Source organism: Paenibacillus cremeus (assembly GCF_007786445.1).
Taxonomy (GTDB): domain Bacteria; phylum Bacillota; class Bacilli; order Paenibacillales; family NBRC-103111; genus Paenibacillus_G; species Paenibacillus_G cremeus.
On sequence record NZ_VNJI01000020.1, the window covers coordinates 1 to 24,478 of the forward strand.

Annotated in this window: 21 protein-coding genes and 1 other annotated feature; of the genes, 14 read left to right on the forward strand and 7 right to left on the reverse strand. The window is 51.6% G+C overall.

Annotation, left to right across the window (positions count from 1 at the left end; all coding sequences use genetic code 11):
- The first annotated feature begins 317 nt into the window (after nucleotides 1-317).
- The 7 genes from FPZ49_RS16670 (at nucleotide 318) to FPZ49_RS16700 (ending at nucleotide 8,430) form a co-directional block, all read left to right on the forward strand.
- Nucleotides 318-2,207 carry a glucose PTS transporter subunit IIA gene (locus FPZ49_RS16670; protein ID WP_144848818.1) on the forward strand — a complete coding sequence of 630 codons (1,890 nt, stop codon included), beginning with the start codon at nucleotides 318-320 and terminating at the stop codon, nucleotides 2,205-2,207.
- Nucleotides 2,200-3,984, forward strand: coding sequence for a phosphoenolpyruvate--protein phosphotransferase (gene ptsP / locus FPZ49_RS16675; protein ID WP_144848820.1), 1,785 nt, complete (start codon nucleotides 2,200-2,202; stop codon nucleotides 3,982-3,984). Before FPZ49_RS16670 ends, ptsP begins: the two co-directional genes overlap by 8 nt.
- Nucleotides 3,985-3,995: 11 nt before the next feature.
- Nucleotides 3,996-4,529 carry a type 1 glutamine amidotransferase domain-containing protein gene (locus FPZ49_RS16680; protein ID WP_144848823.1) on the forward strand — a complete coding sequence of 178 codons (534 nt, stop codon included), beginning with the start codon at nucleotides 3,996-3,998 and terminating at the stop codon, nucleotides 4,527-4,529.
- 108 nt (nucleotides 4,530-4,637) lie between these two features.
- Complete coding sequence (locus FPZ49_RS16685; RefSeq protein WP_144848826.1) at nucleotides 4,638-5,054, forward strand: hypothetical protein; 417 nt, start codon at nucleotides 4,638-4,640, stop codon at nucleotides 5,052-5,054.
- A 147-nt stretch (nucleotides 5,055-5,201) separates the two neighbouring features.
- Nucleotides 5,202-6,221, forward strand: coding sequence for a catabolite control protein A (gene ccpA / locus FPZ49_RS16690; protein WP_144848829.1), 1,020 nt, complete (start codon nucleotides 5,202-5,204; stop codon nucleotides 6,219-6,221).
- Between the two features lie 37 nt (nucleotides 6,222-6,258).
- On the forward strand, nucleotides 6,259-6,960 hold the full coding sequence (locus tag FPZ49_RS16695; protein ID WP_144848832.1) for a 5'-methylthioadenosine/adenosylhomocysteine nucleosidase: 702 nt from the start codon (nucleotides 6,259-6,261) through the stop codon (nucleotides 6,958-6,960).
- An 84-nt stretch (nucleotides 6,961-7,044) separates the two neighbouring features.
- Nucleotides 7,045-8,430, forward strand: coding sequence for a glycine--tRNA ligase (locus FPZ49_RS16700; RefSeq protein ID WP_144848836.1), 1,386 nt, complete (start codon nucleotides 7,045-7,047; stop codon nucleotides 8,428-8,430).
- 61 nt (nucleotides 8,431-8,491) lie between these two features.
- Here the strand turns inward: FPZ49_RS16700 and FPZ49_RS16705 are convergent, their stop codons facing one another.
- Complete coding sequence (locus FPZ49_RS16705; RefSeq protein WP_144848839.1) at nucleotides 8,492-9,667, reverse strand: acetoin utilization protein AcuC; 1,176 nt, start codon at nucleotides 9,665-9,667, stop codon at nucleotides 8,492-8,494.
- A 78-nt stretch (nucleotides 9,668-9,745) separates the two neighbouring features.
- Entirely contained in the window at nucleotides 9,746-10,378 is a 633-nt protein-coding gene (locus FPZ49_RS16710) for a GNAT family N-acetyltransferase (protein ID WP_144848842.1), read from the reverse strand.
- Between the two features lie 166 nt (nucleotides 10,379-10,544).
- Between FPZ49_RS16710 and acsA the strand changes: the two genes are divergently transcribed.
- Nucleotides 10,545-12,269: an acetate--CoA ligase gene (gene acsA, locus FPZ49_RS16715; protein ID WP_144848845.1), complete on the forward strand. Its 1,725-nt coding sequence runs from the start codon at nucleotides 10,545-10,547 to the stop codon at nucleotides 12,267-12,269.
- A gap of 66 nt (nucleotides 12,270-12,335) precedes the next feature.
- On the opposite strand, the gene FPZ49_RS16720 is transcribed toward acsA, so the two are convergent.
- The gene (locus tag FPZ49_RS16720; RefSeq protein ID WP_144848848.1) at nucleotides 12,336-15,494 is read right to left on the reverse strand and encodes a transglycosylase domain-containing protein; all 3,159 of its coding nucleotides are present in this window, start codon (nucleotides 15,492-15,494) and stop codon (nucleotides 12,336-12,338) included.
- Between the two features lie 189 nt (nucleotides 15,495-15,683).
- Nucleotides 15,684-15,984: a binding site (T-box leader), on the forward strand.
- 63 nt (nucleotides 15,985-16,047) lie between these two features.
- Between FPZ49_RS16720 and tyrS the strand changes: the two genes are divergently transcribed.
- On the forward strand, nucleotides 16,048-17,307 hold the full coding sequence (gene tyrS / locus FPZ49_RS16725; RefSeq protein WP_144848851.1) for a tyrosine--tRNA ligase: 1,260 nt from the start codon (nucleotides 16,048-16,050) through the stop codon (nucleotides 17,305-17,307).
- Nucleotides 17,308-17,387: 80 nt separating this feature from the next.
- Here tyrS and rpsD read toward each other — a convergent pair whose 3' ends face one another.
- Nucleotides 17,388-17,987 carry a 30S ribosomal protein S4 gene (gene rpsD, locus FPZ49_RS16730; protein WP_144848854.1) on the reverse strand — a complete coding sequence of 200 codons (600 nt, stop codon included), beginning with the start codon at nucleotides 17,985-17,987 and terminating at the stop codon, nucleotides 17,388-17,390.
- A 421-nt stretch (nucleotides 17,988-18,408) separates the two neighbouring features.
- Here rpsD and FPZ49_RS16735 point away from each other — a divergent pair, with 421 nt between their 5' ends.
- From FPZ49_RS16735 to FPZ49_RS16750, 4 genes are all read left to right on the forward strand, one after another.
- Nucleotides 18,409-18,984, forward strand: a complete 576-nt coding sequence (locus FPZ49_RS16735; RefSeq protein WP_144848857.1) for a TVP38/TMEM64 family protein — start codon at nucleotides 18,409-18,411, stop codon at nucleotides 18,982-18,984.
- Between the two features lie 54 nt (nucleotides 18,985-19,038).
- Complete coding sequence (locus tag FPZ49_RS16740; RefSeq protein ID WP_144848860.1) at nucleotides 19,039-20,157, forward strand: aminopeptidase; 1,119 nt, start codon at nucleotides 19,039-19,041, stop codon at nucleotides 20,155-20,157.
- Nucleotides 20,158-20,256: 99 nt separating this feature from the next.
- A complete protein-coding gene (locus FPZ49_RS16745) occupies nucleotides 20,257-20,505 on the forward strand; it encodes an HPr family phosphocarrier protein (RefSeq protein WP_144848862.1) in 249 nt (82 codons plus the stop codon).
- Nucleotides 20,506-20,714: 209 nt separating this feature from the next.
- A complete protein-coding gene (locus FPZ49_RS16750) occupies nucleotides 20,715-21,002 on the forward strand; it encodes a YlaN family protein (RefSeq protein ID WP_144848865.1) in 288 nt (95 codons plus the stop codon).
- Nucleotides 21,003-21,046: 44 nt separating this feature from the next.
- Here the strand turns inward: FPZ49_RS16750 and cax are convergent, their stop codons facing one another.
- Nucleotides 21,047-22,099 (reverse strand): calcium/proton exchanger, encoded by a 1,053-nt coding sequence (gene cax / locus FPZ49_RS16755; protein ID WP_144848868.1) that lies wholly within the window; start codon nucleotides 22,097-22,099, stop codon nucleotides 21,047-21,049.
- A 298-nt stretch (nucleotides 22,100-22,397) separates the two neighbouring features.
- Between cax and FPZ49_RS16760 the strand changes: the two genes are divergently transcribed.
- On the forward strand, nucleotides 22,398-22,784 hold the full coding sequence (locus FPZ49_RS16760; RefSeq protein WP_144848871.1) for an Asp23/Gls24 family envelope stress response protein: 387 nt from the start codon (nucleotides 22,398-22,400) through the stop codon (nucleotides 22,782-22,784).
- A 37-nt stretch (nucleotides 22,785-22,821) separates the two neighbouring features.
- Here the strand turns inward: FPZ49_RS16760 and ftsW are convergent, their stop codons facing one another.
- Nucleotides 22,822-23,964 carry a putative lipid II flippase FtsW gene (ftsW, locus tag FPZ49_RS16765; protein ID WP_144848874.1) on the reverse strand — a complete coding sequence of 381 codons (1,143 nt, stop codon included), beginning with the start codon at nucleotides 23,962-23,964 and terminating at the stop codon, nucleotides 22,822-22,824.
- Between the two features lie 14 nt (nucleotides 23,965-23,978).
- A complete protein-coding gene (locus FPZ49_RS16770) occupies nucleotides 23,979-24,326 on the reverse strand; it encodes a YugN family protein (protein ID WP_144848877.1) in 348 nt (115 codons plus the stop codon).
- Nucleotides 24,327-24,478 lie beyond the last annotated feature (152 nt).

Here is a 24,478-nt window from a genome sequence, read left to right on the forward strand (position 1 = left end):
GTCAACGGTCTCTAACTCGCTCATTCCAAACAAAGCGTTGGAAGCGGCGGGCATGGTATTTCTAACAAACTTACTCACCACACGTTTCTAATTCAGTAGTGAAATATGCAGCCCGGTGACGGGCGAAGACAACTCACTCCTGAAGATGGGGAACTGACGAAGGAAAGCCGTGTGCGGGAAATCCGCATGCACGGTTTGACGGGGAGTCCGGGGAAGTAATTCCCCGTCTTACCCTACTATTTCAGCAGGCTTCGGCAAGTTTGACAAAAAACGGAACACCGCTTACCATCGTATATAGGAAAGGGGGAACGGCTCTTTTGAATTGGATGGGCAATTTGCAGCAGCTTGGCCGGTCGCTGATGCTGCCGACCATCACGCTTCCTGTAGCGGCGTTTTTGCTGCGGCTGGGAAGCCTACCATGGGATTCGATGCATATGCCCCGAATAGGGGAGATTTTGCTCCTATGCGGTTCTACCATCTTTAATTATTTGCCGCTGATTTTTGCTGTCGGTGTGGCGCTGGGCTTAACGGAAAGCGCAGGTATCGTTGGAGTTTCCGCATTAATTGGACATTACATGTTCAATGAATCGCTGCAGCGGTATTTAGGCGAGACGTTTCAATTGGGCGTACCCGGAGGTATCCTAATCGGGCTGATCGCTGCCGTGATATATCATCGCGTAAAGCATATTCAGCTGCCGGAATACATACAGTTTTTCGGAGGACCCCGGATGGTCCCGCTGTTTATGGGGCTGACGATTTTTTTTCTTATCATCGTCATGATTCAGATCGGCCCTATGCTGGAATCCGGGATGCAAGCGCTCACGAATATGATCCTAGGCCTTGGCGGCTTCGGCACATTTTTGTATGGTGTGATTCATCGACTATTGGTGCCTTCCGGACTTCATCATGTATTTAATAACTTTTTCTGGTTTCAGCTTGGTGCCTACAAAGAAAACGGACAACCTGTGTTTGGCGATTTGCCTCGTTTTTTTGCCGGCGACCCGACGGCAGGCATTTACATGGCGGGCTTGTACCCGATTATGATGTTCGCGCTTCCGGCGATCGCACTGGCGATTATTCACGAGTCCCGTGAAGATTTAAAGCCCAAGATTCGTGCGACCTTTATGATTGCAGCGGTTAGCTGCTTTTTGACAGGGGTTACGGAGCCAATCGAATTTGCGTTCTTATTTGTGGCACCTTACATGTTCATCGGCCATGCTATTTTGTCCGGATTGTCCATGTGGCTCGCCTATGCCTTGGACATTCACCACGGATTTTCGTATTCTGCGGGCGCGATTGACTTTTTGATTAACCTTCACTTGGCCCATAACGGCATGCTGCTGATTCCGATTGGACTTGCCTACGGGTTTGTATATTATTTCATGTTCCGCTGGGCGATTCGTCGCTTCCAAATCCCTACCCCAGGCCGTGAAGAAGGCTCTCAGCTGGAGGAATGGGCGGGTGATATCCCTTACCGCTCTCCATTAATTTTGCAGGCACTGGGCGGCAAGGAAAATATCAAGAATATCGAGGCTTGCATCACGCGGCTTCGCTTAACCCTTGTCAACGATCGTCTTCTGGATATCACAGCGCTGAAGCATTTGGGTGCGGCAGGGGTCATTCGGCTCGGCGGCGGGAACGTTCAAGTCGTCTTTGGGACGTATTCCGAGCTGATCCGGGAGGAAATCATCAAGACCACGCGGAAGGACATCACTCAAGTGTTGTTCAGCTCTCCTATGCAGGGGAGGATGATTCCCTTGGAAGAGGTTCCGGATAAAATATTCGCGGATAAGCTGGTCGGCAATGGCGTTGCTTTTCTGCCTGAGAAGGGGGAGCTGGTCGCTCCTGTAGCCGGCAAAATCATTCACGTCTATCCCTCCTTGCACGCGCTTGGCATTGAGACCAAGGAAGGGCTGCAGGTGCTCCTTCACATAGGAATCGATACGGCGATGCTGCAGGGAAAATATTTTACCGCGCATGTAAAAGAAGGGGATCAGGTAGAGGCGGGCCAGCTGCTGGTCCGATTTAATCTGCAGAAGGTGAAGCAAAACAGTAAATCGCTTGCCACCCCGATGCTGATTACCAATACCGATGCGGTCAGATCATGGAGCTTCGCACCGTATAAAGCGGTGAAAAAAGGGCAGGCATCCGTTATGTCGGTTGTACTAAAAAATGCCGTCACAGGGGGAGGGAACGCACTTGGTTGAGGGGATCGGAGCTTCATCCGGTATTGCGATGGGCAAAGCCTTCGTTATTCCAACCTGGGAATGGGACTTTCCAGAGAAATTGATCGATGTTACGGACTTGGCATTCGAATTTGAACGGTTATACGACGGAATTCGGCACTCCAAGAATGAAATCGAGCAAATTAAGCAGGAATTCGTCAGCGTGCTTGGGGAAGAGCAGACTCAGATTTTCGATGCGCATCTAGCCATTTTGGAGGACCCGATCTTTATGAACGAGGTCCAGGGCATCATGCAGCGTCAATATAAAGCGGCGGAAGTGGCTGTGAAAGAAGCGATTGAAAAGTTCGTCAACATGTTCGACTTGCTGGACGACACCTACATGCAGGAGCGAGCGCTGGATATCAAGGATGTCGGCAATAGGCTGCTGAAGCATTTATTGGGGGCGCTGGAGGAAACACTGCCTCCGAAGGATCAGCAGTACATTCTGGTGGCCAAGGAGCTGTCGCCATCGCAGATGGTGCATCTGGATGTAAATCTTGCGCTGGGTCTGGTGACCATGCTCGGCGGCAAAACCTCCCACGTAGCCATTATGGCAAGAGCGATGAATGTACCGTATGTGCTCGGCATCGAGGGGAAGCTGCAAACCCCGATCCAAAGCGGGGACTACCTGATAATCGACGGCGATGAAGGGGTCGTGTTCGTAAACCCTTCTGAAGACATCATTGAGCGGTATGAAGCGCGCAAAGCGAATTGGAACGCCTTGCATGAGCAGCTGCAGAAGCTGGCCCATTTGCCATCGGAAACGGAAGACGGCTTGCAGTTTCAGCTGGCCGCGAATATTAGCTCGGTCAAGGAATTGGACCAGGTGATCAAGAACGGTGCTTCCGGCGTAGGGTTATTCCGGACGGAATTTTTATACATGGATCGCAACAGCTTCCCCCTGGAGGAAGAGCAATTTGCCGTGTATAAGGAAGTGGCGGTACGGATGGAGGGCAAGCGCGTTGTCATTCGTACGCTGGATATTGGCGGAGACAAGCATCTGGACTATTTGGCGCTGCCGGAGGAAGAGAATCCTTCACTGGGCTATCGGGCCATCCGCATCTCGCTGGACCGGACCGATCTGTTTAAAACTCAGCTGCGAGCCATCCTGCGGGCCAGCCATTATGGCAACATTCAAATCATGTATCCGATGATTTCATCGCTCGATGAGCTGCGAAAGGCGAATGAAATTTTGGCTGAGGTCAAAAGAGAGCTTACTGCGATGAATATGCCTTTTAACTCGAATTTGGAAGTGGGCATCATGATCGAGCTGCCCGCGGCGGTTATGATTTCGGAGCTGCTTGCGCAGGAAGTCGATTTCTTCAGCATTGGCACGAACGACCTGGTGCAGTACGTGCTGGCGGTGGATCGCATGAATGAAACGGTGGCCCACCTGTATGATCCGTTTCATCCGGCCGTGCTGCGTATGCTCCGGCTGACCGCCCAGAATGCGCAGCGGTATGGCAAGCATGTCAGCGTCTGCGGGGAGCTTGCGGGCGACATTCGTGCGCTGCCAATTTGGATTGCACTTGGCATTACGGAGCTCAGCATGTCGGTCCAATCCATTTTACGTGTCAAAAACAGCTTGCTGCAAAGCCGCCAGAGCGAAAGCTCGACCATTTGGGAGGAGCTCTCCCGATGTCCGAACAGCAGCAGTGTCGTTGAGGTGCTCAGCAAGTACATCCAAGCGGATTTGGCGGAGCAGACCCAGCCGTCTCAAACGACCAATCCAGCCAAACCGGCTAGTCGAATTGTTTAGGAGGAGCATCAATGGAATTGAAGGGCTATAAGGTACTCGCGTTTGTAGATGAAGAGTTTGAGGATTTGGAAATGTGGTATCCGGTGCTGCGTCTTCGCGAAGCAGGCGCGGAGGTGCATCTCGCCGGTCCGAAGGCAGGTACTGTGTATCATGGAAAATATGGCGTTCCACTGACGACGGATCATGCGGTAGATGAGGTGAAGTCCGAGGATTACATTGGACTGTACGTACCAGGCGGCTGGGCTCCGGACAAGCTGCGGCGGTATGAATCCGTGCTTCGTCTGACGCGGGAATTTCATGAAGCAGAGAAGCCGATCGCTCACATTTGCCATGCCGGCTGGGTGTTAGCGTCAGCGAAAATTTGCAAAGGCTACACCATGACTTCTACGCCAGGCATCAAGGACGATCTGGAAAATGCGGGTGCGATCTGGGTGGACCAGGAAGCGGTGGTCGACCGCCATATCGTTTCCGGGCGCAGACCGCCGGATTTGCCCGCATTCACCAAGGCATTCGTTGATGTGTTAGCCAAATTCATCAGCAAATAGAGCACCTGCGGTGCTAAATATTACTAGCCATCTGGAGGCAGGAAAACGGCTTAAAAAGTAGAATTACTCTACCTAACAGGTCGATTTCTTGCCAAAGGAGTGAATGAGTTGCAAAAGCAGTGCAAATGCGGGAAACCTATGAGTATCCGCCTTCGTACAGTCATTTATCAAAACAAAGTCGAAATTGAGAATGTTCCGATCTTCTCATGTGATTCCTGTAACCGCAGCGAAGTGTTTGCCGAAGTGAAGCCCGATTTGACCGGATTGATCGGTAAGCTGGGCAGCAAGCCGGATAAACAAATGCTGCAATTTGCAGAAGTCAGCGAAATTGCCCATTTGATGGTCAAAGTGACGGAGAAGAAACGAGCCGCCGATCCGGTCGAAATGATTATTGAAGACCGTATTAACGAGCTGCTGGATCTGCTGCTTCTTGCCCAATCATTGGATGACGCGGTCTGGGTCGAGGATGTAAGAAAACGGCTAGCGCAAATCGCCAAACATTCGCTAGCCGTGCAAGATTTTTAGAGCCACTGCCCCCGCAGTTGGCTTTTTTGGCATTTTTTGATACTATGTAATGTAAGAGAAGCCCAATTCATTGCGAAACCGAGCATTTTGTCGTATGATAAGGCTAAATGTCCTGATCGCATTATACTTTTTAAAACATTGGAGAGAATGGCCGTGACTGTGACAATTTATGATGTAGCCAGAGAAGCAGGCGTTTCCATGGCAACCGTATCACGTGTTGTCAACAACAACCCGAACGTGAAGCCGCAGACGCGGAAGAAGGTGTTCGAGGCGATCGAACGTTTGGGCTACCGCCCGAATGCGGTTGCAAGAGGACTCGCCAGCAAGAAGACAACCACGGTTGGCGTTGTCATTCCCGACATTTCCAATCCGATCTTTTCCGAGGTGGCCCGGGGAATCGAAGATATTGCCAACATGTATCACTACAATATCATTCTATGTAACGCAGATAAGAAGAAAGAGAAAGAAATCCGCGTTATCAATACCTTGCTGGAGAAGCAAGTGGATGGACTTCTGTTCATGGGCGGCGTAGTAACGGAAGACCACATCCAAGCATTCAAAACTTCGTCGGTTCCGGTGGTTCTGTGCGCCACAGCGGATGAGAAGCATATCATTCCATCGGTCGATATCGATCATGAGAAGGCAGCTTACGATTCGGTCAACGTGTTAATCCAAAACGGACACCGCAACATTGCCATGATTTCCGGAACGCTGCAGGATCCGGCCAACGGGTTTGCCCGCTACCAAGGCTATAGGAGAGCGCTTGAAGAAGCAGGCATTCCGCTGAACGAAGATTATGTGCGCGTCGGCAACTATCGATATGAATCCGGCTTGGAAGTGACGAAGTACTTCTTATCATTGGACGAGCGTCCTACGGCCATCTTCGCGGCGAATGACGAAATGGCGATCGGCGCGATTCATACGCTGCAGGACAGCGGGCTGAAAGTGCCGGATGACATGTCCGTGATTTCCGTCGACAATATCCGGATGGCGTCCATGGTGCGTCCTGAGCTTACTACAGTAGCTCAGCCGATGTATGATATCGGTGCTGTTGCGATGCGACTGCTGACGAAGCTGATGAACAAAGAAACGAAGGATGCTTCAGAGCTCTCACAGGTCGTATTGCCGCATGAAGTTATTCATAGAAATTCGGTGGCTCAACGCTAGCGTGAGCCTCTTTCTTTTGTAGAGGGGGATATAAGCTTTGTCGTATCAAACAATCGGCGTCATCGGCGCGATGAAAGAAGAAATTGAGCAGTTCCATGAGCATATGGAGCAAGTGACGGAAACGGTGAGAGCGGGAATCACGTTTTATGCAGGCGGGTTTCACGGGAAGAACATCGTACTCTGCAAATCCGGCGTCGGCAAAGTTAACGCGGCGGTCACAACGCAAATTTTGATCGACACGTTTGGCGTGGATGCGATCATTTTTACCGGAGTAGCTGGAGCGGTGGACCCGGAGTTGAACGTTGGGGACATCGTCGTTTCGACCGAATGCTTGCAGCATGACATGGATGTGACAGCGCTTGGTTTTCCGCGGGGAACGATCCCTTACGAGAAAACGTCGCTGTTCGTCTCCGATGAACGGCTGCGTCATTTGGCTTCGCAGGTGAGCGCTGAGATTTTTGGCGGTCGAGTGAAGGAAGGTCGTGTGCTTTCGGGCGATCAGTTCATTGCCAGCCGCGAAACGGTAGGGAAGCTGTATACGGAGTTGAACGGCGCCTGCACCGAGATGGAAGGGGCAGCCGTGGCACAGGTATGCTCGATGAACGAGATCCCGTTCGTAATTATCCGTTCCATGTCCGATAAGGCCGATGGCTCGGCTGAAGTGAATTTTGCCGAATTTACCGTTCAGGCTTCCGAAAACTCCTACCGCATTGTAGACCAGATGCTCAAGCAGCTCTAGAGAGCAATTTTTAACTATACATCGCAGACAATTGCTCTACAACAACGCTGAACTTTTTACCTATTGAAGGAGAGGAATATACATATGGCATCCGTAACGATGGATCAGATCGTCGCACTGGCGAAACACAGAGGCTTTATTTTCCCCGGCTCTGAAATTTACGGCGGACTTGCAAACACTTGGGACTACGGTCCACTGGGTGTAGAATTGAAAAACAATGTGAAGCGCGCGTGGTGGAAAAAATTCATCCAGCAATCCCCATACAACGTAGGCTTGGATGCTGCGATTTTGATGAACCCGCAGGCTTGGGTTGCTTCCGGTCATGTAGGCAACTTCAACGATCCAATGATCGACTGTAAGCAATGTAAAGCTCGTCACCGCGCGGATAAAATTATCGAGAACGCGTTGTCTGACAAAGGCATCGAGATGGTAGTCGACGGGTTGACGTTCGATCAAATGATGGGCTTGATTCAAGAGCATCATATCGTTTGCCCGGATTGCGGCGCATTCGATTATACGGACATCCGCCAGTTTAACCTGATGTTCAAGACGTTCCAAGGCGTAACCGAATCGAGCGCGAACGTCGTTTATATGCGTCCGGAGACGGCGCAGGGCATTTTCGTCAATTTCAAAAATGTACAGCGCACGATGCGCAAAAAGCTTCCATTTGGTATCGGCCAAATTGGTAAGAGCTTCCGGAATGAAATTACACCGGGCAATTTCACGTTCCGTACACGGGAATTTGAGCAAATGGAGCTGGAGTTTTTCTGCAAGCCGGGCGAGGACATGCAGTGGTTCGAATACTGGCGGGCATTTTGCCGCGATTGGCTGCTGGGGCTGAACATGAAAGAAACCAGCATTCGTCTGCGCGATCATTCCGATGATGAGCTGTCCCACTATAGCAACGCGACTACCGATATTGAGTACAAGTTCCCGTTTGGCTGGGGCGAGCTGTGGGGCATCGCGGATCGGACCGACTTCGACCTCAAGCAGCATATGGAGCATTCCGGTGAAGATTTCAACTATATCGATCAAGAATCGAACGAGCGCTATATTCCTTATTGCATCGAGCCTTCCTTGGGCGCAGACCGCGTAACGCTGGCGTTCCTGGTCGACGCTTACGAAGAGCAGCAGCTGGAGGGAGATGACAGCCGTACCGTGCTGCATTTGCACCCGGCGCTGGCGCCTTACAAAGCGGCGATTTTCCCGCTGTCGAAGAAGCTTTCTGAGGGCGCGAACAACGTATTTGCCGAGCTGTCGAAGCACTTCCTCGTCGATTACGATGAGTCCGGTTCGATCGGCAAGCGGTACCGCCGCCATGATGAGATCGGTACGCCGTTCTGCATCACGTATGACTTTGAATCCGAGCAGGATGGCCAAGTGACGGTCCGCGACCGCGATACGATGGAGCAAACGCGGATGCCAATCAGCGAGCTGAGAGCCTTCATCGAGTCGAAAATCAAGTTTTAATACAATAGCTAATAAGCCCGTGACCAACTGTGGTCACGGGCTTTTAACTTATATCGATCCTTTACAAGTACACCATCGCGGCTTCCTTCGTTTGCCGGTTCTTCAGCGTAATCTCCTGGCGGCGGGGCATGGGCGTCCACGTCGCCGTCGGATCGAGCCACGCAGCCGGCAGCTCGACTGGGCTATGCGGCTGCCACTGCTGCAGCCACGATGCCGGCAGCGGCAGCTCCTGCGCCGCGGCCAGCTCCTGGATGAGCGGATGCTCGCTCATCTCCAGCCAGAGCAGGCTCCACGCCCGCGGGACGACGCGCCAGATGTCATAGCCTCCGCCGCCGAGTGCGACCCAGCGTCCGCCGCAATGCTCGTGCGCTAGCCTATGGATCAGGCGCGGCATCGCGCGGTACACCTCCATGCTGCAGTGGACATGCGCTAGCGGATCAAAGGCATGAGCATCACAGCCATGCTGCGAGACGATCAAGTCCGGGCGAAATTGCGCCGCGACCTTGGTTAAGACCTCCTCGAAGCACTCCAGCCAGGAGTCGTCTTCGGTATAGGGCTCCACGGGGACATTCACCACCGTCCCGAAACCGGTTCCATCCCCGCGTTCGCTGACGGCGCCGGTGCCGGGGAACAAGTATTTGCCCGTCTCATGGATGGAGAACGTACAGACGTCCGGGTCGGTATAAAAGCTCCACTGCACGCCGTCCCCATGATGGACATCGGTGTCGATGTAGAGCACGCGGGCACCGTAATTACGCTTGGCATATTCGATGGCGATCGCCGCATCGTTGTAGACGCAGAAGCCGGCGCCTTTATTCGCCAGCGCGTGATGCAATCCTCCGCCTAAGTGTAGGGCGTGCTCCTTGTCACCGGACATCACCGCTTCGGTGGCCAGCACAGACCCGCCTACAACGAGCGAAGTCACTTGATGCATACAGGGAAAGAACGGCGTATCCTCCGTATCGAGTCCGTATTTCCCAGCTTGCTTAAGCCATTCCTCAGCTGGAGTAGTCTCGCTGAGCGCTTTGACCGCTTCAATATACGATGGCGTATGGTTGAGCAGCAGCAGCTCCTCAGTAGCCAGCTGCGGGGCTCGTAGATAGGAATCCGGGAGTGCTCCGATGGAGCGCAGCAGGTCCACCGTCAGCACGAGCCGCTTCTGATTAAACGGATGGCTTTCATTAAAGCGGTAGCCCGTTTCATTCTCATCATAAATGAACAATACGTTAGAATTCATGTCTCCCCAATGCCCCCTGATGGTAGATCACTGCCTCCAATATCCAAGATGTGCGGGATGCAGTTAAACAGCGCTACGCTAATACATGAACCGCTGACGAAATCGGACCCGATCAAATTGCTCGACCGAAGACAACGGTACATTTTTGCCGATGCGAACCATCAGGCAGTTGGCCGGATGCGAACAAATCTCCGGGTCGTCGGTCGCAAACCAGACCATATCTACGCATTTCATCAGCTTTTCCATCATGTCCCGGTACTGCCAGACGGAAAGGCCAGATTGTTCCAGGTCCCAGTGCCAATAGTACTCGGTAGTAAAGGTGATCACATTCTCCATCTGCTCTTGCTCGAAGGCGAGCTGAATCATTTTTTTGCCTAGGCCAAGTCCCCGATACGCGTCAGCCACCTCAATCGCACCCAGCTCGATCAAATCGATCATGCCGCCTTCAGACCAGCGCTCCAGCTCGTCCGGGTAATGAAACGTGACGTAGCCTACGATCTGTAAGCCGTCTCGAGCCACGATGATTCGGCCTTCCGGAAGCTCGGCGATTTCGACTAATGCTTCAAATTGCTCTTTGGGACGCCGAAAAGCATCCAAATCCGCATGCATCGTATACGTTCGCAGCTGCTCCGGAGGGACGGGACCCTCCAGGATCAACTCGTAGTCCGAGTGAGAATAGCGCAAGGACTGATATATTTTAAGGTGCTCCATGAGCAGACTTTCTCCCTTCCAAGGTGCTGCATTCCTAGCATAACAAAAAAATAGTCGGATAAAAAGGGTTGTGGTATAATACAACGTGACGTAATAGTAAGGGGATTCACAGCGGAATGTAAGCGTTTTAGACAAAAAACTAAGGACGGTTTAGGAGGCAATCGGCATGGATCACACAAATGTAGAAAGCATTGCACCCGTATCAACATCGGCCAATATGAAAAATTACGAAGAGGAACGTGCGAATTTCAGCTGGAAAGCCATTGAAGAATCCTTCAGCTGGGCACAGTCCGGAAAAGTGAACATGGCGTATGAAGCAATCGACCGTCACGCCAATTCGGAGCGCCGCGACAAGATCGCTTTGTACTACAGCGATGAGCGCCGTGACGAAAAGTATACCTTCCATGAGATGAAAACGAACTCCAACCGGTTCGGTAACGTGCTTCGTAAGCTCGGAATCGGCAAGGGCGATCGCATGTTTATTTTTATGCCTAGAACACCTGAGCTTTATTTCTCCTTGCTTGGTGCAATTAAAGTCGGCGCCGTGGTAGGGCCGCTGTTCGAAGCATTTATGGAAACCGCAGTCAAAGACCGCTTGGCAGACAGCGAGGCTGTAGCGATCGTAACGACGCCTTCCCAGCTGCCGCGTGTGCCGGTTAGCGAGCTGCCGCATTTGAAGCATATTATTCTAGTAGGCGACAATCTGACGCTGTCCGAGGGGCAAGTCGATTTTCATAAAGAGATGGCTGGCGCTTCAGAAGAGCTGGATATCGAATGGGTGGACCGCGAGGACGGATTGCTCATTCACTATACTTCCGGTTCTACGGGCAAGCCAAAAGGTGTGTTCCACGTTCATAACGCCATGCTGCAGCATTATTATACTGGGCGGGTTGTGCTGGATCTGCAGGAGCACGATGTTTATTGGTGTACGGCGGACCCAGGCTGGGTAACAGGCACCTCTTACGGGATCTTCGCTCCGTGGCTGAATGGGGCTACGAACGTGATCCGCGGCGGCCGCTTCAGCCCTCAAGATTGGTACAAAACGATTGAAAAATATAAAGTAACCGTATGGTACAGCGCGCCAACGGCATTCCGGATGCTGATGGGTGCAGGGGATGAGGCTGTCAAGGCGGCAGATCTGTCTACGCTGCGTCACGTACTCAGTGTCGGCGAGCCGCTGAATCCAGAGGTTGTTCGCTGGGGCTTGAAGGTGTACGGTCAACGCATACATGATACTTGGTGGATGACAGAGACAGGCGGTCAGCTGATCTGTAACTATCCATGTATGGCGATTCGTCCGGGCTCGATGGGCAAGCCGCTTCCAGGAGTGGATGCAGCCATTATCGATGATGCGGGCAACATTTTGCCTCCTTACCGGATGGGCAATCTTGCCATTAAGACCCCGTGGCCGTCCATGATGCGTAAAATTTGGAACAATCCGGCGAAGTACGAAGAATACTTCCGCATTTCCGGCTGGTATATTTCCGGCGACTCCGCTTATATGGACGAGGACGGCTACTTCTGGTTCCAAGGCCGGATCGATGACGTTATTAATACGGCTGGAGAACGGGTAGGTCCGTTCGAGGTCGAAAGCAAGCTGGTTGAGCATCCGGCGGTCGCTGAAGCGGGCGTGATCGGGAAGCCGGACCCTATGCGCGGAGAGATCATCAAAGCGTTTATCGCGCTCCGTGAAGGCTTTACGCCATCGGATGAACTGAAAGCCGAAATTGCCAAATTCGTCAAAGAGGGCTTGTCTGCGCATGCGGCTCCAAGAGAGATCGAATTCAAAGACAAACTGCCGAAGACCCGAAGCGGTAAAATTATGCGCCGTGTCTTGAAAGCTTGGGAATTGAACCTGCCGACAGGGGATTTGTCCACGATCGAGGACTAATCCTGAAGGGCTCGATGCATATAAAAAAGCCATGACTCAGATTGCCTGAGCTCATGGCTTTTTGCGTTATTTCTTGAATTTCACTGGACCCGAAGGCTTGGATTCGCCTGCGTCGTTGGTGGCTGAAATTTTGTAGAAGCCCTCGTAGGAGACGGCATAGTAACGGAATTGGCTGGCACCGCCAGTGACCGTACCAATCTTCGTGTAGCTGCCGTTTTCTTTGTCGCTGTAATAAATCGTGTACTGCTTCACAACATCCTTATCCGGATTCAAATTCCACTGCAGCTCGACACCTCCGCCACTGGACTTCGCTGTAAGTCCCGTTGGTACCACTGGCGCTTGCTTCACAGGAGGCTGCGGCTTCCCGTTTCCAGTACCTGTCGTGGCACCAGTTCCATTCCCATTCGCACCACCGGCACCTGGGGGCGGCGATGGAGACGGGGAAGGAAGCGGAGCATTAGGATCCGGTGGTGTCAGGAACAATAAGTCCATTGTCGATCCGTCGGTGTAGGCGGCTTTGCTCGGCGCCGATTCTTTGCCGGCCACATCGACCGCGGTGACGTAGTAGCCATAGAGGCCGCCTCCTGCCGCGTCCGTAAACTTCGTTTCTTCGCCAGCCATAACTACTTTCCCGTTGACGCGCTGGAACGAGCCTCCGTTCACGGAACGGTATAATCGATAGCCCACGGTATCCGCACTGCTGCTCGCTTGGAAGGTGATAGTGCTCGTATCTCCCGAGTTCGTGGCTACCGTCGTCGTAGGCGGTACCGGCGGTTTGCCGTCATCTACGCGTGGGTCGTTCTCCGAAGGAGCATCCTCATCGTAATCCTGCGGCTTATAAAAGCTGAGGGAATGTCTGCGGTCCTCCGGCAATTTGTCCATAATGGCCTGCAGCTCTTTAAAGAGCTGCCCAAGCGATTTTTCCCGTCGAATAACCGTTTTTTCTTCAACGAAGTCGGATGGCGTCCCAGACTGTGCGATGTAATTGATGCCGTTGAAATTAATAATGGGCAGCCGCACAAGCACGTTATCTTCTTCAGTAGGCACATACTTTTTGTTGAAGATGTCGGTGACGAGCTTGCCTGCTTTTGTGGTAGCTTCGCTCGGCAGCTTGCCGGAGAGACTGGAGACCGTCATTTCGACGATATCGTCCGGTCGCTTAAATTCCTTCGTCTGAAACAGCTCCGGGTGCTTGTCGATCGCCATATCCATGGACATCGCCCATATATTTTTGGCGCGGTTTGTGCCGCCTGTCTTTTTGCTCAGCTTGTTGATTGGCAGCTCGTAGCCCGCCCACACGCCCATAGTGATATCCGGGGTGTAGCCCATAAACCAAGCGTCGGCGTCATCTTGGGTGGAGCCGGTTTTGCCGACGATCGGCACTTTCTTATAGTGCTTAAAATTGCTCATCAAATCGGTGGCAGTACCTGCCGTAATGACGGTACGCATCATGTCGGTCATCAGATACGCGGTTTGCTCGGAAAACACCGTGCTGGGCTTCGATTCATGCTCGAAAATCACTTTGCCTTCCGAATCTGTAATCTTGCGAATCAAGTAGGCTTCATTGAACTGGCCTTTATTGCCAATGGTGGCGTAAGCATTCGTCATTTCCTTCACGGAAACGCCGTATTTCAGCCCTCCGATTACCCCGGTTTGTGCGACATAATCTTCCTTCGTAATGGAGTTGATCCCCATCTTTTTGGCAAAATCCCATGCTTCTTTTATGCCGACCACGTCAAGGAACAGCTTGATCGCCGGAATATTGTACGACTGATTGAGCGCTCGTCTGGCCGTAATTAAGCCGTGGAAGCCGTCGTCCCAGTTTTCCGGAATGTGATATCCGACCTTGGTGCCGTCCTTGAGAATAACCGGCGCGTCGTCAATGATGGAAGCCGGGCCGATGGCGCCCTTCTCGATCGCTGGGATGTACGCAGCAATCGGCTTCATGGTGGAGCCTGGCTGACGGTATGCCTGAGTGGCATGGTTGAGCTGCTCCGTTAGAAAGTCGCGGCCCTCGATCATGCCGAGAATCGCTCCGGTTTTGCTGTCCATCATCACCGCACCGATCTGCTCATCGCCCTTGACCGGGTCACGCGGTGAAAAATTGTTGTTATCCTTGGCGATATCGCGCAGGCCGTCGTAAATTTCTTTGTCGATCGTCGTGTACACATGATAGCCGCCGCGGCTGAGCTGAGCTTGCATATTTTTGAGCGCTTCATTATAAGCATCGGGATTCGTCTGTGCGTTCAGCTTCGGCTGCTGTACTTTGAGCAGCGCCTTGGCAGCTTCTTTTTCGACCTCGATCATTAAATACGGGTAGGTGTTATACGCCTTTTTCGCCGGCTCGGCCAGCGATGACTTTAAATCGAACTGCATAGCCTCATCGTACTGCGCCTCGGTGATTTTGTTCTCTTCCACCATGCGGCGAAGCACCAGCTGCTGGCGTGTTACCGCTCGTTTGAACGCTGCGCCGTCAAATTGACCCTTGCTCGTAAACGCCGAATAATTGCTCGGTTGCTGCGGAAGTCCGGCTAAGTAGGCAGCTTGCGCCAAATTCATCTTTTTCAAATCATCGATGTTAAAAATGCCCTTGGCCGCGGCCTTAATTCCATACAGGTTATAACCGGACGAGCCGTTGCCATAAGGAATTTTGTTCAAATAGGCCAGCAGTATCTCCTCTTTGGACATCAAGCGCTCCATGCGCAGCGAGAGGAAGATTTCCTTCGCTTTACGGCTGTCCGCCTTCTCGAGCGTCAGAAAGACGCGGCGGGCAATTTGCTGGGTAATCGTACTGCCGCCGGTTTGCACATCCTCATTCAGCAGCTTTTGGACAACCGCGCGGACGGTGCCTTTAATGTCGATCCCCGGATGGTTGTAAAAATCGTTGTCCTCAATCGAGAACACAGCATCGAGCACCAGTTGAGGAATATCGTTCATGCCGGCCAGCCGCCGATCCTCTTCGGTACGCAGCTGCCCCACTACGGTATCATCTCTGAAATATACGAATCCGGTTAGCGCATTGACGGACATTTGCTCCATCATCATCTGTTTGCTTCGGACCGGGTCGTCCTTGACCAGCGCGCTGACGTAACCGAAGGCTACGCCTCCGCCAAGGAATGCGCCTATAATCCCAGCGATAAAAAACCATTTAATAGTAATCAGTATGTATTTTCCCGTTTTAAAAAGAATGCGTTTATAATTTCTCTGTTTCGTCTCCGTCTCCATGAAAGCAGGTTCCTCCTGACCTAGAAAAACATTCCTTAACATTATAGCATAAAGGTGCCTAGGGAGACACCGATGTTCTGCATACGAACGCTGACGATTGCCCGATATTGCGCGATCGCTGTGATGCGGGCCTGCATGGTTTGACAACTGAAATGGGGTTATGGTATAAATAGCTTTAATGAAAATACCGCAAATGCGTTGATGGACTTAGTAGGGTAGGGAGCCATGCTTTAGAGAGCCGGTGGAAGGGTGCAAACCGGTGCTTGACCTTCATCCGAATTACCGTCCGGAGCAGAGGAGAGGAACACCGTTCGCTAGCCAGAACGTTAGAAGGCATAGCGTGGCCAGTAGTCTCTGATCGGGTTAACGGCCCTTATCCGTCAAAGTGAAAGCTCGTGAAGCACAAGTACATAGGCATCCGCCTTATGTTGTTCGTTGCTCCGGCTTTAATTAGGGTGGTACCGCGAGTCAAAGTCTTCTCGTCCCTTGGGGATAAGAGGGCTTTTTTGTATTTTCTAAACTTAATCTCATGAGTAGGAAGGAAGCTGCAGCAATGGATTTGATCAAAGATTTGGAATTCCGCGGTTTGGTAAATCAGATGACGGATCGCGAGGGACTGACGAAAAAATTAGCGGAGGAGCCGATTTCCCTCTACGTGGGCTTTGACCCGACGGCGGACAGCCTGCATATCGGCAGCTTGCTCCCAATTCTAGTGCTTCGACGGTTTCAACTCGCCGGCCATAAGCCTATCGCGTTGGTAGGCGGAGGGACAGGCCTCATCGGTGATCCAAGCGGTAAAGCGAATGAACGGACGCTCAATACCAGCGATGTGGTGGCCCAGTGGAGCGAGAAGCTGAAGCTTCAGCTGTCGCGTTTCTTGGACTTTGAGGCAGCGGGTAATCCGGCGCAGATGGTCAACAACTATGATTGGCTGGGGGATCTGAACGTCATCGGCTTCTTGCGCGACATCGGCAAAAATTTTACCGTCAACTACATGCTGGCCAAAGATTCGGTTGACTCGCGTCTGGAAAAAGGGATCTCCTTCACGGAATTCAGCTACATGATTCTGCAGGCCTACGACTTCCTTCGACTGAGTGAGGATCGGGGCTGCTCCTTGCAAATCGGCGGCAGCGATCAATGGGGGAACATCACCGCAGGTCTGGAGCTGATCGGCAAAACGACCGAACGTCAAGCCTTCGGTTTAACGATGCCGCTGGTTACGAAGAGCGATGGTACGAAGTTCGGCAAGACCGAAGGCGGAACGATCTGGCTCGACGCTACGAAGACCTCGCCGTACCAGTTCTACCAATTCTGGATTAACACGGACGATAACGATGTCGTGAAATTCCTGAAATACTTTACGTTCATGTCGCCAAGCGAAATTGAGGAGCTGGAGCGTCAGGTAAAGGAAGCTCCGGAGAAGCGTGAAGCTCAACGCGTGTTGGCCAAAGCGGTAACGCAGCTGGTCCACGGGGAAGAAGCGGCACTCAGCGCGATCAAAATTTCCGAAGTGCTCTTCAGCGGCAACGTGCAAACCTTGTCCGGAAGCGAAATTGAGGAAGCGTTCAAGGACGTGCCTTCTACAGAAGTATCCGGCAGTGCGGAGATCGGCTTGATCGACCTGCTCCTCGAAGTCAAAGCGGCGCCATCGAAGCGTCAAGCTCGTCAAGACATCGAGAGCGGGGCGGTTTCGATCAACGGCACGAAGGTGACCGAGCTGGACAAAGTGCTGCAAGAAGGGGACCGACTTGAAGGCCGTTATGTTGTCATTCGTCGCGGCAAGCGCAACTATTACCTGGTGAAGTTTGTTTAGCTTTTGCTAATGACGGCGACCACGAGCAAGCAAAAAAACCTTGGTTCCGAAAGGAACCAAGGTTTTTTAGTGACTTAAGATTAACGGCTGTAGAACTCGACGATTTGCTTCTCATCGATTTCTTGAGCAAGCTCGGAGCGCTCTGGCAAACGAACGAATTTGCCTTCCAGTGCTGCGTCGTTGAACTCAAGGTAGCCTGGCAGGTAGTTGCGGTTAGCCAATGCTTCTTTAACAGCTGTCAGATTGCGGCTCTTCTCGCGAAGACCGATTACGTCGCCTGTGCTTACAGTGTAGGAAGCGATGTCTACTTTCTTGCCGTTCACTGTAACGTGACCGTGGGAAACGAGCTGACGTGCGCCTGCACGGGAGTTAGACAGACCCAGACGATATACGAGGTTGTCCAAACGGCTTTCAAGCAAGAACATGAAGTTTTCACCAGCGATACCTTGCAATTTAGCCGCTCTGTTGAACAGGTTGCGGAATTGTTTCTCGTTCATACCGTACATGTGGCGAAGCTTTTGCTTCTCTTGCAGTTGAATACCGTAGCCGCTCATTTTTTTGCGTTGTCCTGGACCGTGTTGGCCTGGAGGGAATGGGCGCTTCAGTTCTTTACCTGTACCGCTCAGGGAAATACCCAGACGGCGGCTTAATTTAAATTTAGGACCTGTGTAACGTGACATGTATGGTTGGCTCCTTTGGGTTTAAGTTTGTAACGCGCGAAGCCTGTGCCCGATTTTGCAGATGCCGTGCAAGAAGAACCAGCCGCGGTCCTGTCGGCAGCAAAACCTTGTAGAGGGTGACACAACCTTCCACGATCAAGGTGCGGTTTCACTTAGAAACGCACGCTTATTCTCGACTTCTAATTCTATAAGATCCTGCATACAAATGTCAAGCGAATCGGCTTACAATTTCGAAGTTCTAAAAGTGCTCAAACTACTGCGCTGACACGGCTTGAAGAACATTCGTGATCTCTCAATTTTTCTGGTACAATGGATGAGGCGGCGGCCCTGAAAAAGAGAGAGCGGGATCGTTTCGCCAAGTTGACAACTTTCTATCGTCGAAACAACGATAAAAGTTGCAACAAGGAGAGGGGGTTAGGCATTGTTCTTATGGAACATCAGACATCTATCCGATGAGCTGAATTCGTTCGGCTGGTACGGCCATGTCGTCGGCGCATTGCTCGTGGTGCTGCAGACCATCGTACCGTTCGTGCCTTTCGTTGTCGTAGCTGGCGCGAATGTGCTGCTGTTCGGATTTTGGGGCGGCTTTATCGTCAACTATATATTTTCCTGTTTAGGCGCGATTATTGCATTCTTTGTTGCGAGAAACTATGGGCAGACCTGGGTCCAGAATAAGCTGTCCAAGTACAGTCACCTCGAAGTAATTAACGAGAAGCTGGAGAGGCACGGCCTTCTGTACATACTCCTCAGCCGGGTGATCCCGGTAGTCCCGTCCTTTGCCATCAATCTGATCTCGGCGGTATTGAAGGTTCGGCGGCGGGATTTTATTATCGGCTCCATCATTGGCAAGTTTCCGATGATCTGGCTCGAGTCGATGATCGGACACGATCTGCTGCATTTTCATAAATATAAGGGACGCTTGCTCATCTTAGTTGGCATTTTCCTTATAACGCTGCTGATTGGGAACTACTACAAGAAGAAATGGTTTACCAAGTAAGAGCTCTCACCAAGAATGGTCAGACATCTACGATTAAAAGGAGAAGAGATTCCTATGCGTGATCCTCGTCTACAAAAGCTGGCTCGAAACATCGTAACATACTCGCTCGATGTACAGCCGGGAGAAAAAGTACTTATTGAAATGGTGGGCTCCGAACGTGAAATCGTGAAGCTCCTCGTGGAGGAGGTACATGCCCGCGGCGGTTATCCATATGTAGAGCTGGTGGATAATGCGGTGCGTGCAGCTGTGCTTCGTTCGGCGACTCCTGAACAGTTGGAGCACTGGGCCGAAATGGATTACCAGCGGATGAAGGACATGAACTGCTATGTCGCGATTCGCGCGGGCGAGAACGTGAATGAAATGTCCGATGTGCCGGACAATAAGAATAAGCTGTACAATTCCATCTACCGCAAAAAGGTGCATCTGGAACGCCGGATTAAGCATACGAGATGGGTTGTACTTCGCTACCCGAATGCTTCGATGGCGCAGCTGGCGAGCATGAGCACGGATAAGTTCGAGGACTTTTATTTCGATGTCTGCAATTTGAATTACGCTCAAATGTCCGAGGCGATGGATCCGCTGCAGCAGCTGATGAACCGCACGGATAAGGTGCGCATTATAGGCCCGGGGGCCACCGATATTTCGTTCTCGATCAAAGGGATCGGCTCGGTTAAATGCTGCGGCCGCCGCAACATTCCGGACGGGGAGCTGTACAGCGCGCCAGTTCGCGATTCCGTGAACGGAACGATCGCCTACAATACGCCTTCCGTGAACTCGGGCGTGACGTTCGAGAACATTACGTTCCGCTTCGAGAATGGAAAGATTGTAGAAGCAACAGCGAACGATACGGAGCGGTTGAATCAAATTCTCGACACGGATGAAGGCGCTCGTTATATTGGTGAGTTTAGCCTGGGCTTTAACCCGCATATTTTATATCCGATGAAGGATACTTTATTTGATGAGAAAATCGACGGCAGCCTGCATTTCACACCAGGTCAAGCCTACGAGCAAGCCGACAATGGGAACCGTTCCGGAGTGCACTGGGATCTGGTGCTGATTCAGCGTCCGGAATTCGGCGGAGGGGAAATTTACTTCGACGACCGATTAATCCGTAAAGATGGACGTTTTGTTATTCCGGAGCTCGAGGGACTAAACCCAGAACATCTAAAGTAATAAAAACTGTTGCGTGTTATTCTTTTCCAATGTATCATAAAGCGTGAGATCGTTAGTTTAATTTATTTATCGGTCACTAGACGCCTGGAGGGATTTTGTATGCCAAACGCGAATAACGCTGCCATTGTGGAAATTTCCCAAACTGCTAACAAATTCAGATCGTCCATCGTGCTTCAGTACGACAACAAGTTTATCGATGTCAAGAGCATCCTCGGGCTGTTTACTACGCTGCTTACATCCAGCAACTACGATCTTCACGTGCATGGTCCGGATGCGGAAGATGCGAAGAAAGCAATGTCGGATGTATTCGAGAAGCACGGCCTCAAAATTAACAGCATCCAAGATTAATAGGGTATCTTAAACGTACAGGGCATTTTCGCATAGCGAAGATGCCCTTTGTTGTGCCATATGACTTGTGTATTACGGTGTTTTCGTCTAATATAAAGCTATCAGGGAAAATTGATTATCGGAAAGGCCGCTCAGGGTCCGGGAGAGGATCGACAGCGTGAGCGCTTCCGTCAATTGTCCAAAGGGTGTACTACAGGGGGGAAAGCACCATGTCGTCGGATGTGCTGCTCAGCTTATCGCAGAAGGCGCTTCATTTGATTCAAGAGGATGCCAACAAGATCGAGAAGCTGATCGAAGTACAAATGGAAAACTTAACTACGCGCCAATGTCCTCTGTATGAAGAGGTATTAGATACCCAGATGTACGGGTTATCCCGGGAGATCGATTTTGCGATTCGTGCGGAGCTCATCACGGAAGTGGCCGGTAAGCAGATCATGGTGAAGCTGGAACGTAACCTTGCCCAGCTCTATGAAGCGTTGAACCAAAAGAAAGAGTAGCCTCCGATTCAGAAGGCTGCTCTTTTTTTGAGTAATGGTATGTACTAGACAAGAAAAAATGCGATGCCTAGAATCAGATAGACTACTAACAGCAGAACACCCTCAAACCAGTTGGTTGAGCCGTCTTGGGAGATGGATTTGGCGATAAATGCCGCGACCGCGATCGCGACAATCTCGAAATTGGAGAACACCAGGTCCATCGTATTGCCGAATATGAGCGACAGCAGAACGAGCAGCGGTGCGACGAAAAGTGAAATTTGCAAGCTGCTGCCGATGGCGATCTCGACGGCGGCGCCCATTTTGTTTTTCCGAGCCATCATAACGGCAGCACTGTGCTCGGCGGCATTGCCGACGATGGCGATCAGGAATGCACCGACGAACAGCTCGGATAAGCCGTACTGGTGACTGAACGATTCGAGCGTGCTTACCAGCCATTCACTGTCGAAGGCGACCATAGCGGTAGCCACGACGAGAAACAGAATCGAGGTTCCTTTGGACCATGCGGCTTCTCCTTGCTCTACCACTTCATCGGCGAGCTCATTCTTATGCGTGACCATCGAGAAAAAGAGCCAGAGCAAATAAGCGACGATCAGTATGACCGAAACGATAACGCTTAGATTCGCCGTTTCATGGGTAGTGAAGCTTCTGGCAAAGGTCGCTGGAACGAACAGCGCGATCACAGCCAGCAGCATGAGTGATGCGTTATGGCCCGCCAGCTTGATGTTAAAGTGCTGCTCCTTGTACTTCAGGCCGCCCAGCAGGACACTGAGCCCAAGCACGAGCAGCATGTTGCCGATGATGGAGCCGGTGATACTGGCCTTCACTACCTCGAAAAGGCCATCCTTGACTAAAAAGATCGCGATGATCAGCTCTGCGGCATTGCCGAAGGTCGCGTTAAGAAAGCCTCCGAGCCGCTCTCCGGCGTAATGTGCGACACTCTCCGTCGCTTTGCCCAAAAAACCGGCGACAAAAATAATCGCTATGGCTGCAATGATAAATTGCACCGTGGAGTTGAAGACGGGGGCGCCGACATAATGAGCAACGCCGCTTAGCAGGAAGCTCCCGATCAGTCCGATCGTAAAGCCGTAACGTTTCAAAACAATCACCTCATATGGTAAAGAATTACTGACGTTGGCCAGATCAAATCGGGGTATTTGCCATGATTAAGCCTACTTAACTATACCCAGTTTTTAGGATAAAGTAAAACGAAGAAAGGAAATGAATGGAATAGAGAGATCGCGGATCAGCTTGCGAGGGCAGAAGGTTGTTGTCGATTAAGATCGAATAATGTCAGTTGCTTTCCTCGTTGGAACTTATTACAATAGAGTTATATCCTATTGTGACGGTACTTTCGGTATTCGAAGACCCGTCCAATATCGAAATGGAGTGATCCTCATGAGCGAAGAAATACATACTGGTCTTATCCGCATTTCAGATGATGTTGTAGCGACGATAGCAGGATTAGCTGCACTCGAGACTCCGGGGATCGCCGCCATGTCGGGAGGCATTTCTGAGGGGCTGGCCAAGCGTTTAAGCGGTAAGAACGTACAAAAGGGCGTGTCTGTCGAAGTAGGCCAAGTGGAAGCGGCTATTGATCTGCGGGTCATTGTGAACTACGGTTCGCGCATCCAAGAGGTTTGCCGCGATTTGCAGGAGAATGTCCGCGAAGCGGTGGAAAATATGACCGGACTTACTGTCGTCGAAGTGAACGTGAAAGTCGAAGGCGTGGCCTTCCGCGAGGAAGAGGCAGCGTTGATCGAGGAATCGCATCGCGTGAAGTAAGCTGCTGGAATGAAAGAGAGAGCCTGGACAGGATGTCCTAGGCTCTCTTTTTGGTATCTTTTTCTTTCTCCGGCTTATTCTGCTCTCGCGAAATGCTGAGCAAGACTCCTAGACTGATCAAGGTCACAAGGATGGAAGAACCGCCATAGCTGATCAGCGGCAGCGTTACACCGGTGAGCGGAATGCTGTTGGTAACGCCTCCAATATTGATCAGCGCTTGAACCCCGATCATGCCTACAATGCCTACCCCCGTCAAGGTGCCAAACGTATCTTGGCAGCGGAGCGCAACGATCAAGCCGCGCCACAGGAAAGCCAGGTAGAGAAGCAAGAATAGCGAGGTGCCGATAAATCCGAGCTCTTCGCCGATGATGGAGAAAATGAAATCGTTATGCGCTTCCGGCAAGTAGTGAAGCTTCTGGATGCTCTGCCCGAAGCCGGCGCCGGTGAGGCCGCCATGCCCGAAGGCGTACAGCGATTGAATCAGCTGCATGCCGGAGCCCGTTGGGTCCGCCCAAGGATCGAGAAAAGCCGAGAAGCGACCGACACGGTAATTGTCTCCGCCCGTTTTGAGTAGCCAGATGGCGATGCCTAGCGCACCTACTGAACCACCGCCGGCAGCCAAGAGAAAGATGTGCTTCAGGTTGGCGCCGCCCACAATGATAACCAAGGCCGCAACCATCGCTAAAATCATGGTAGAGCCGAAATCGGGCTGAAGCATGATCAGTGCACAGACGAAGCCCACGACGAATAGCGGCGGCAGCAGCCCACGCTTGAATTCGCGGAACTTCTCACCCTTTTTGCTAATGATCGCAGCCAGATAAATGATGACGGCGAGCTTGGCGAACTCCGTCGGCTGGAGGCTGAAGCTGCCGATATTGATCCAGCTCTTGGCCCCTTTGCTTTCCGCGCCGATGAGCGGCACCAAGAAAAGCAATCCGACGACGAAGATCAAGAAGGGGGCTACCCATTTTTGAAATTTGCGGTAATCTACGTTCATGCAAAAAAACATGGCCACCGTCCCCAAGGCGATGGCTAACGATTGGCGGATAGCCAGATACCAGGGGCTGCTCGGTTTAAAAGCCATGCTTGCGCTAAACACAAATGCCAAGCCGAAGCAAACTAAGGAAAACGTCAGAAACAACAACAAAAAATCAGGCGTTCCTCGTCGCTGGGGGGTCATAATTTGTTCTCCGCCTAGTGCGACAGTTTGCTTTTCAGTTCTGCCAGTTTCCCGTTCGCCGCTTTCAAAATGCTGTCCGGAATAGCGGAATTGTAATCCAGCCCGTGAGGGAACGTTGCTCTTCCGATATATACGGCTTCGACGCTCAGAACAGCGTGAGGGGATTCGAGCTTCCCGGATTCCGCACGGGTATTGATGCGAAGAAAATAATCTTCACGATTCGCTTTATCTTCAATTTTCAGATCGTAAGTTGCGCGGTAGTATTCCCATTGCCAGCGTACGAAACCGAGCTGCTCCATCGACTCGTCCAAATGGGCGAGGTCGCTACTCATTCCTTTTAATCCACTGTTTTCAATAATCACAGCAAGCCCTCCCTGATATGTATCCCGCAATCGTGCCGTCAAACGGACGGATTGCATTTTTCAAGTAGATAAATCCTTTTTTCATGATAGTATGTTTCCCTTACTTGTGCAAGCCTAATGCAATCCGAGTTAAATCGTTTCGAGGAAAGTTT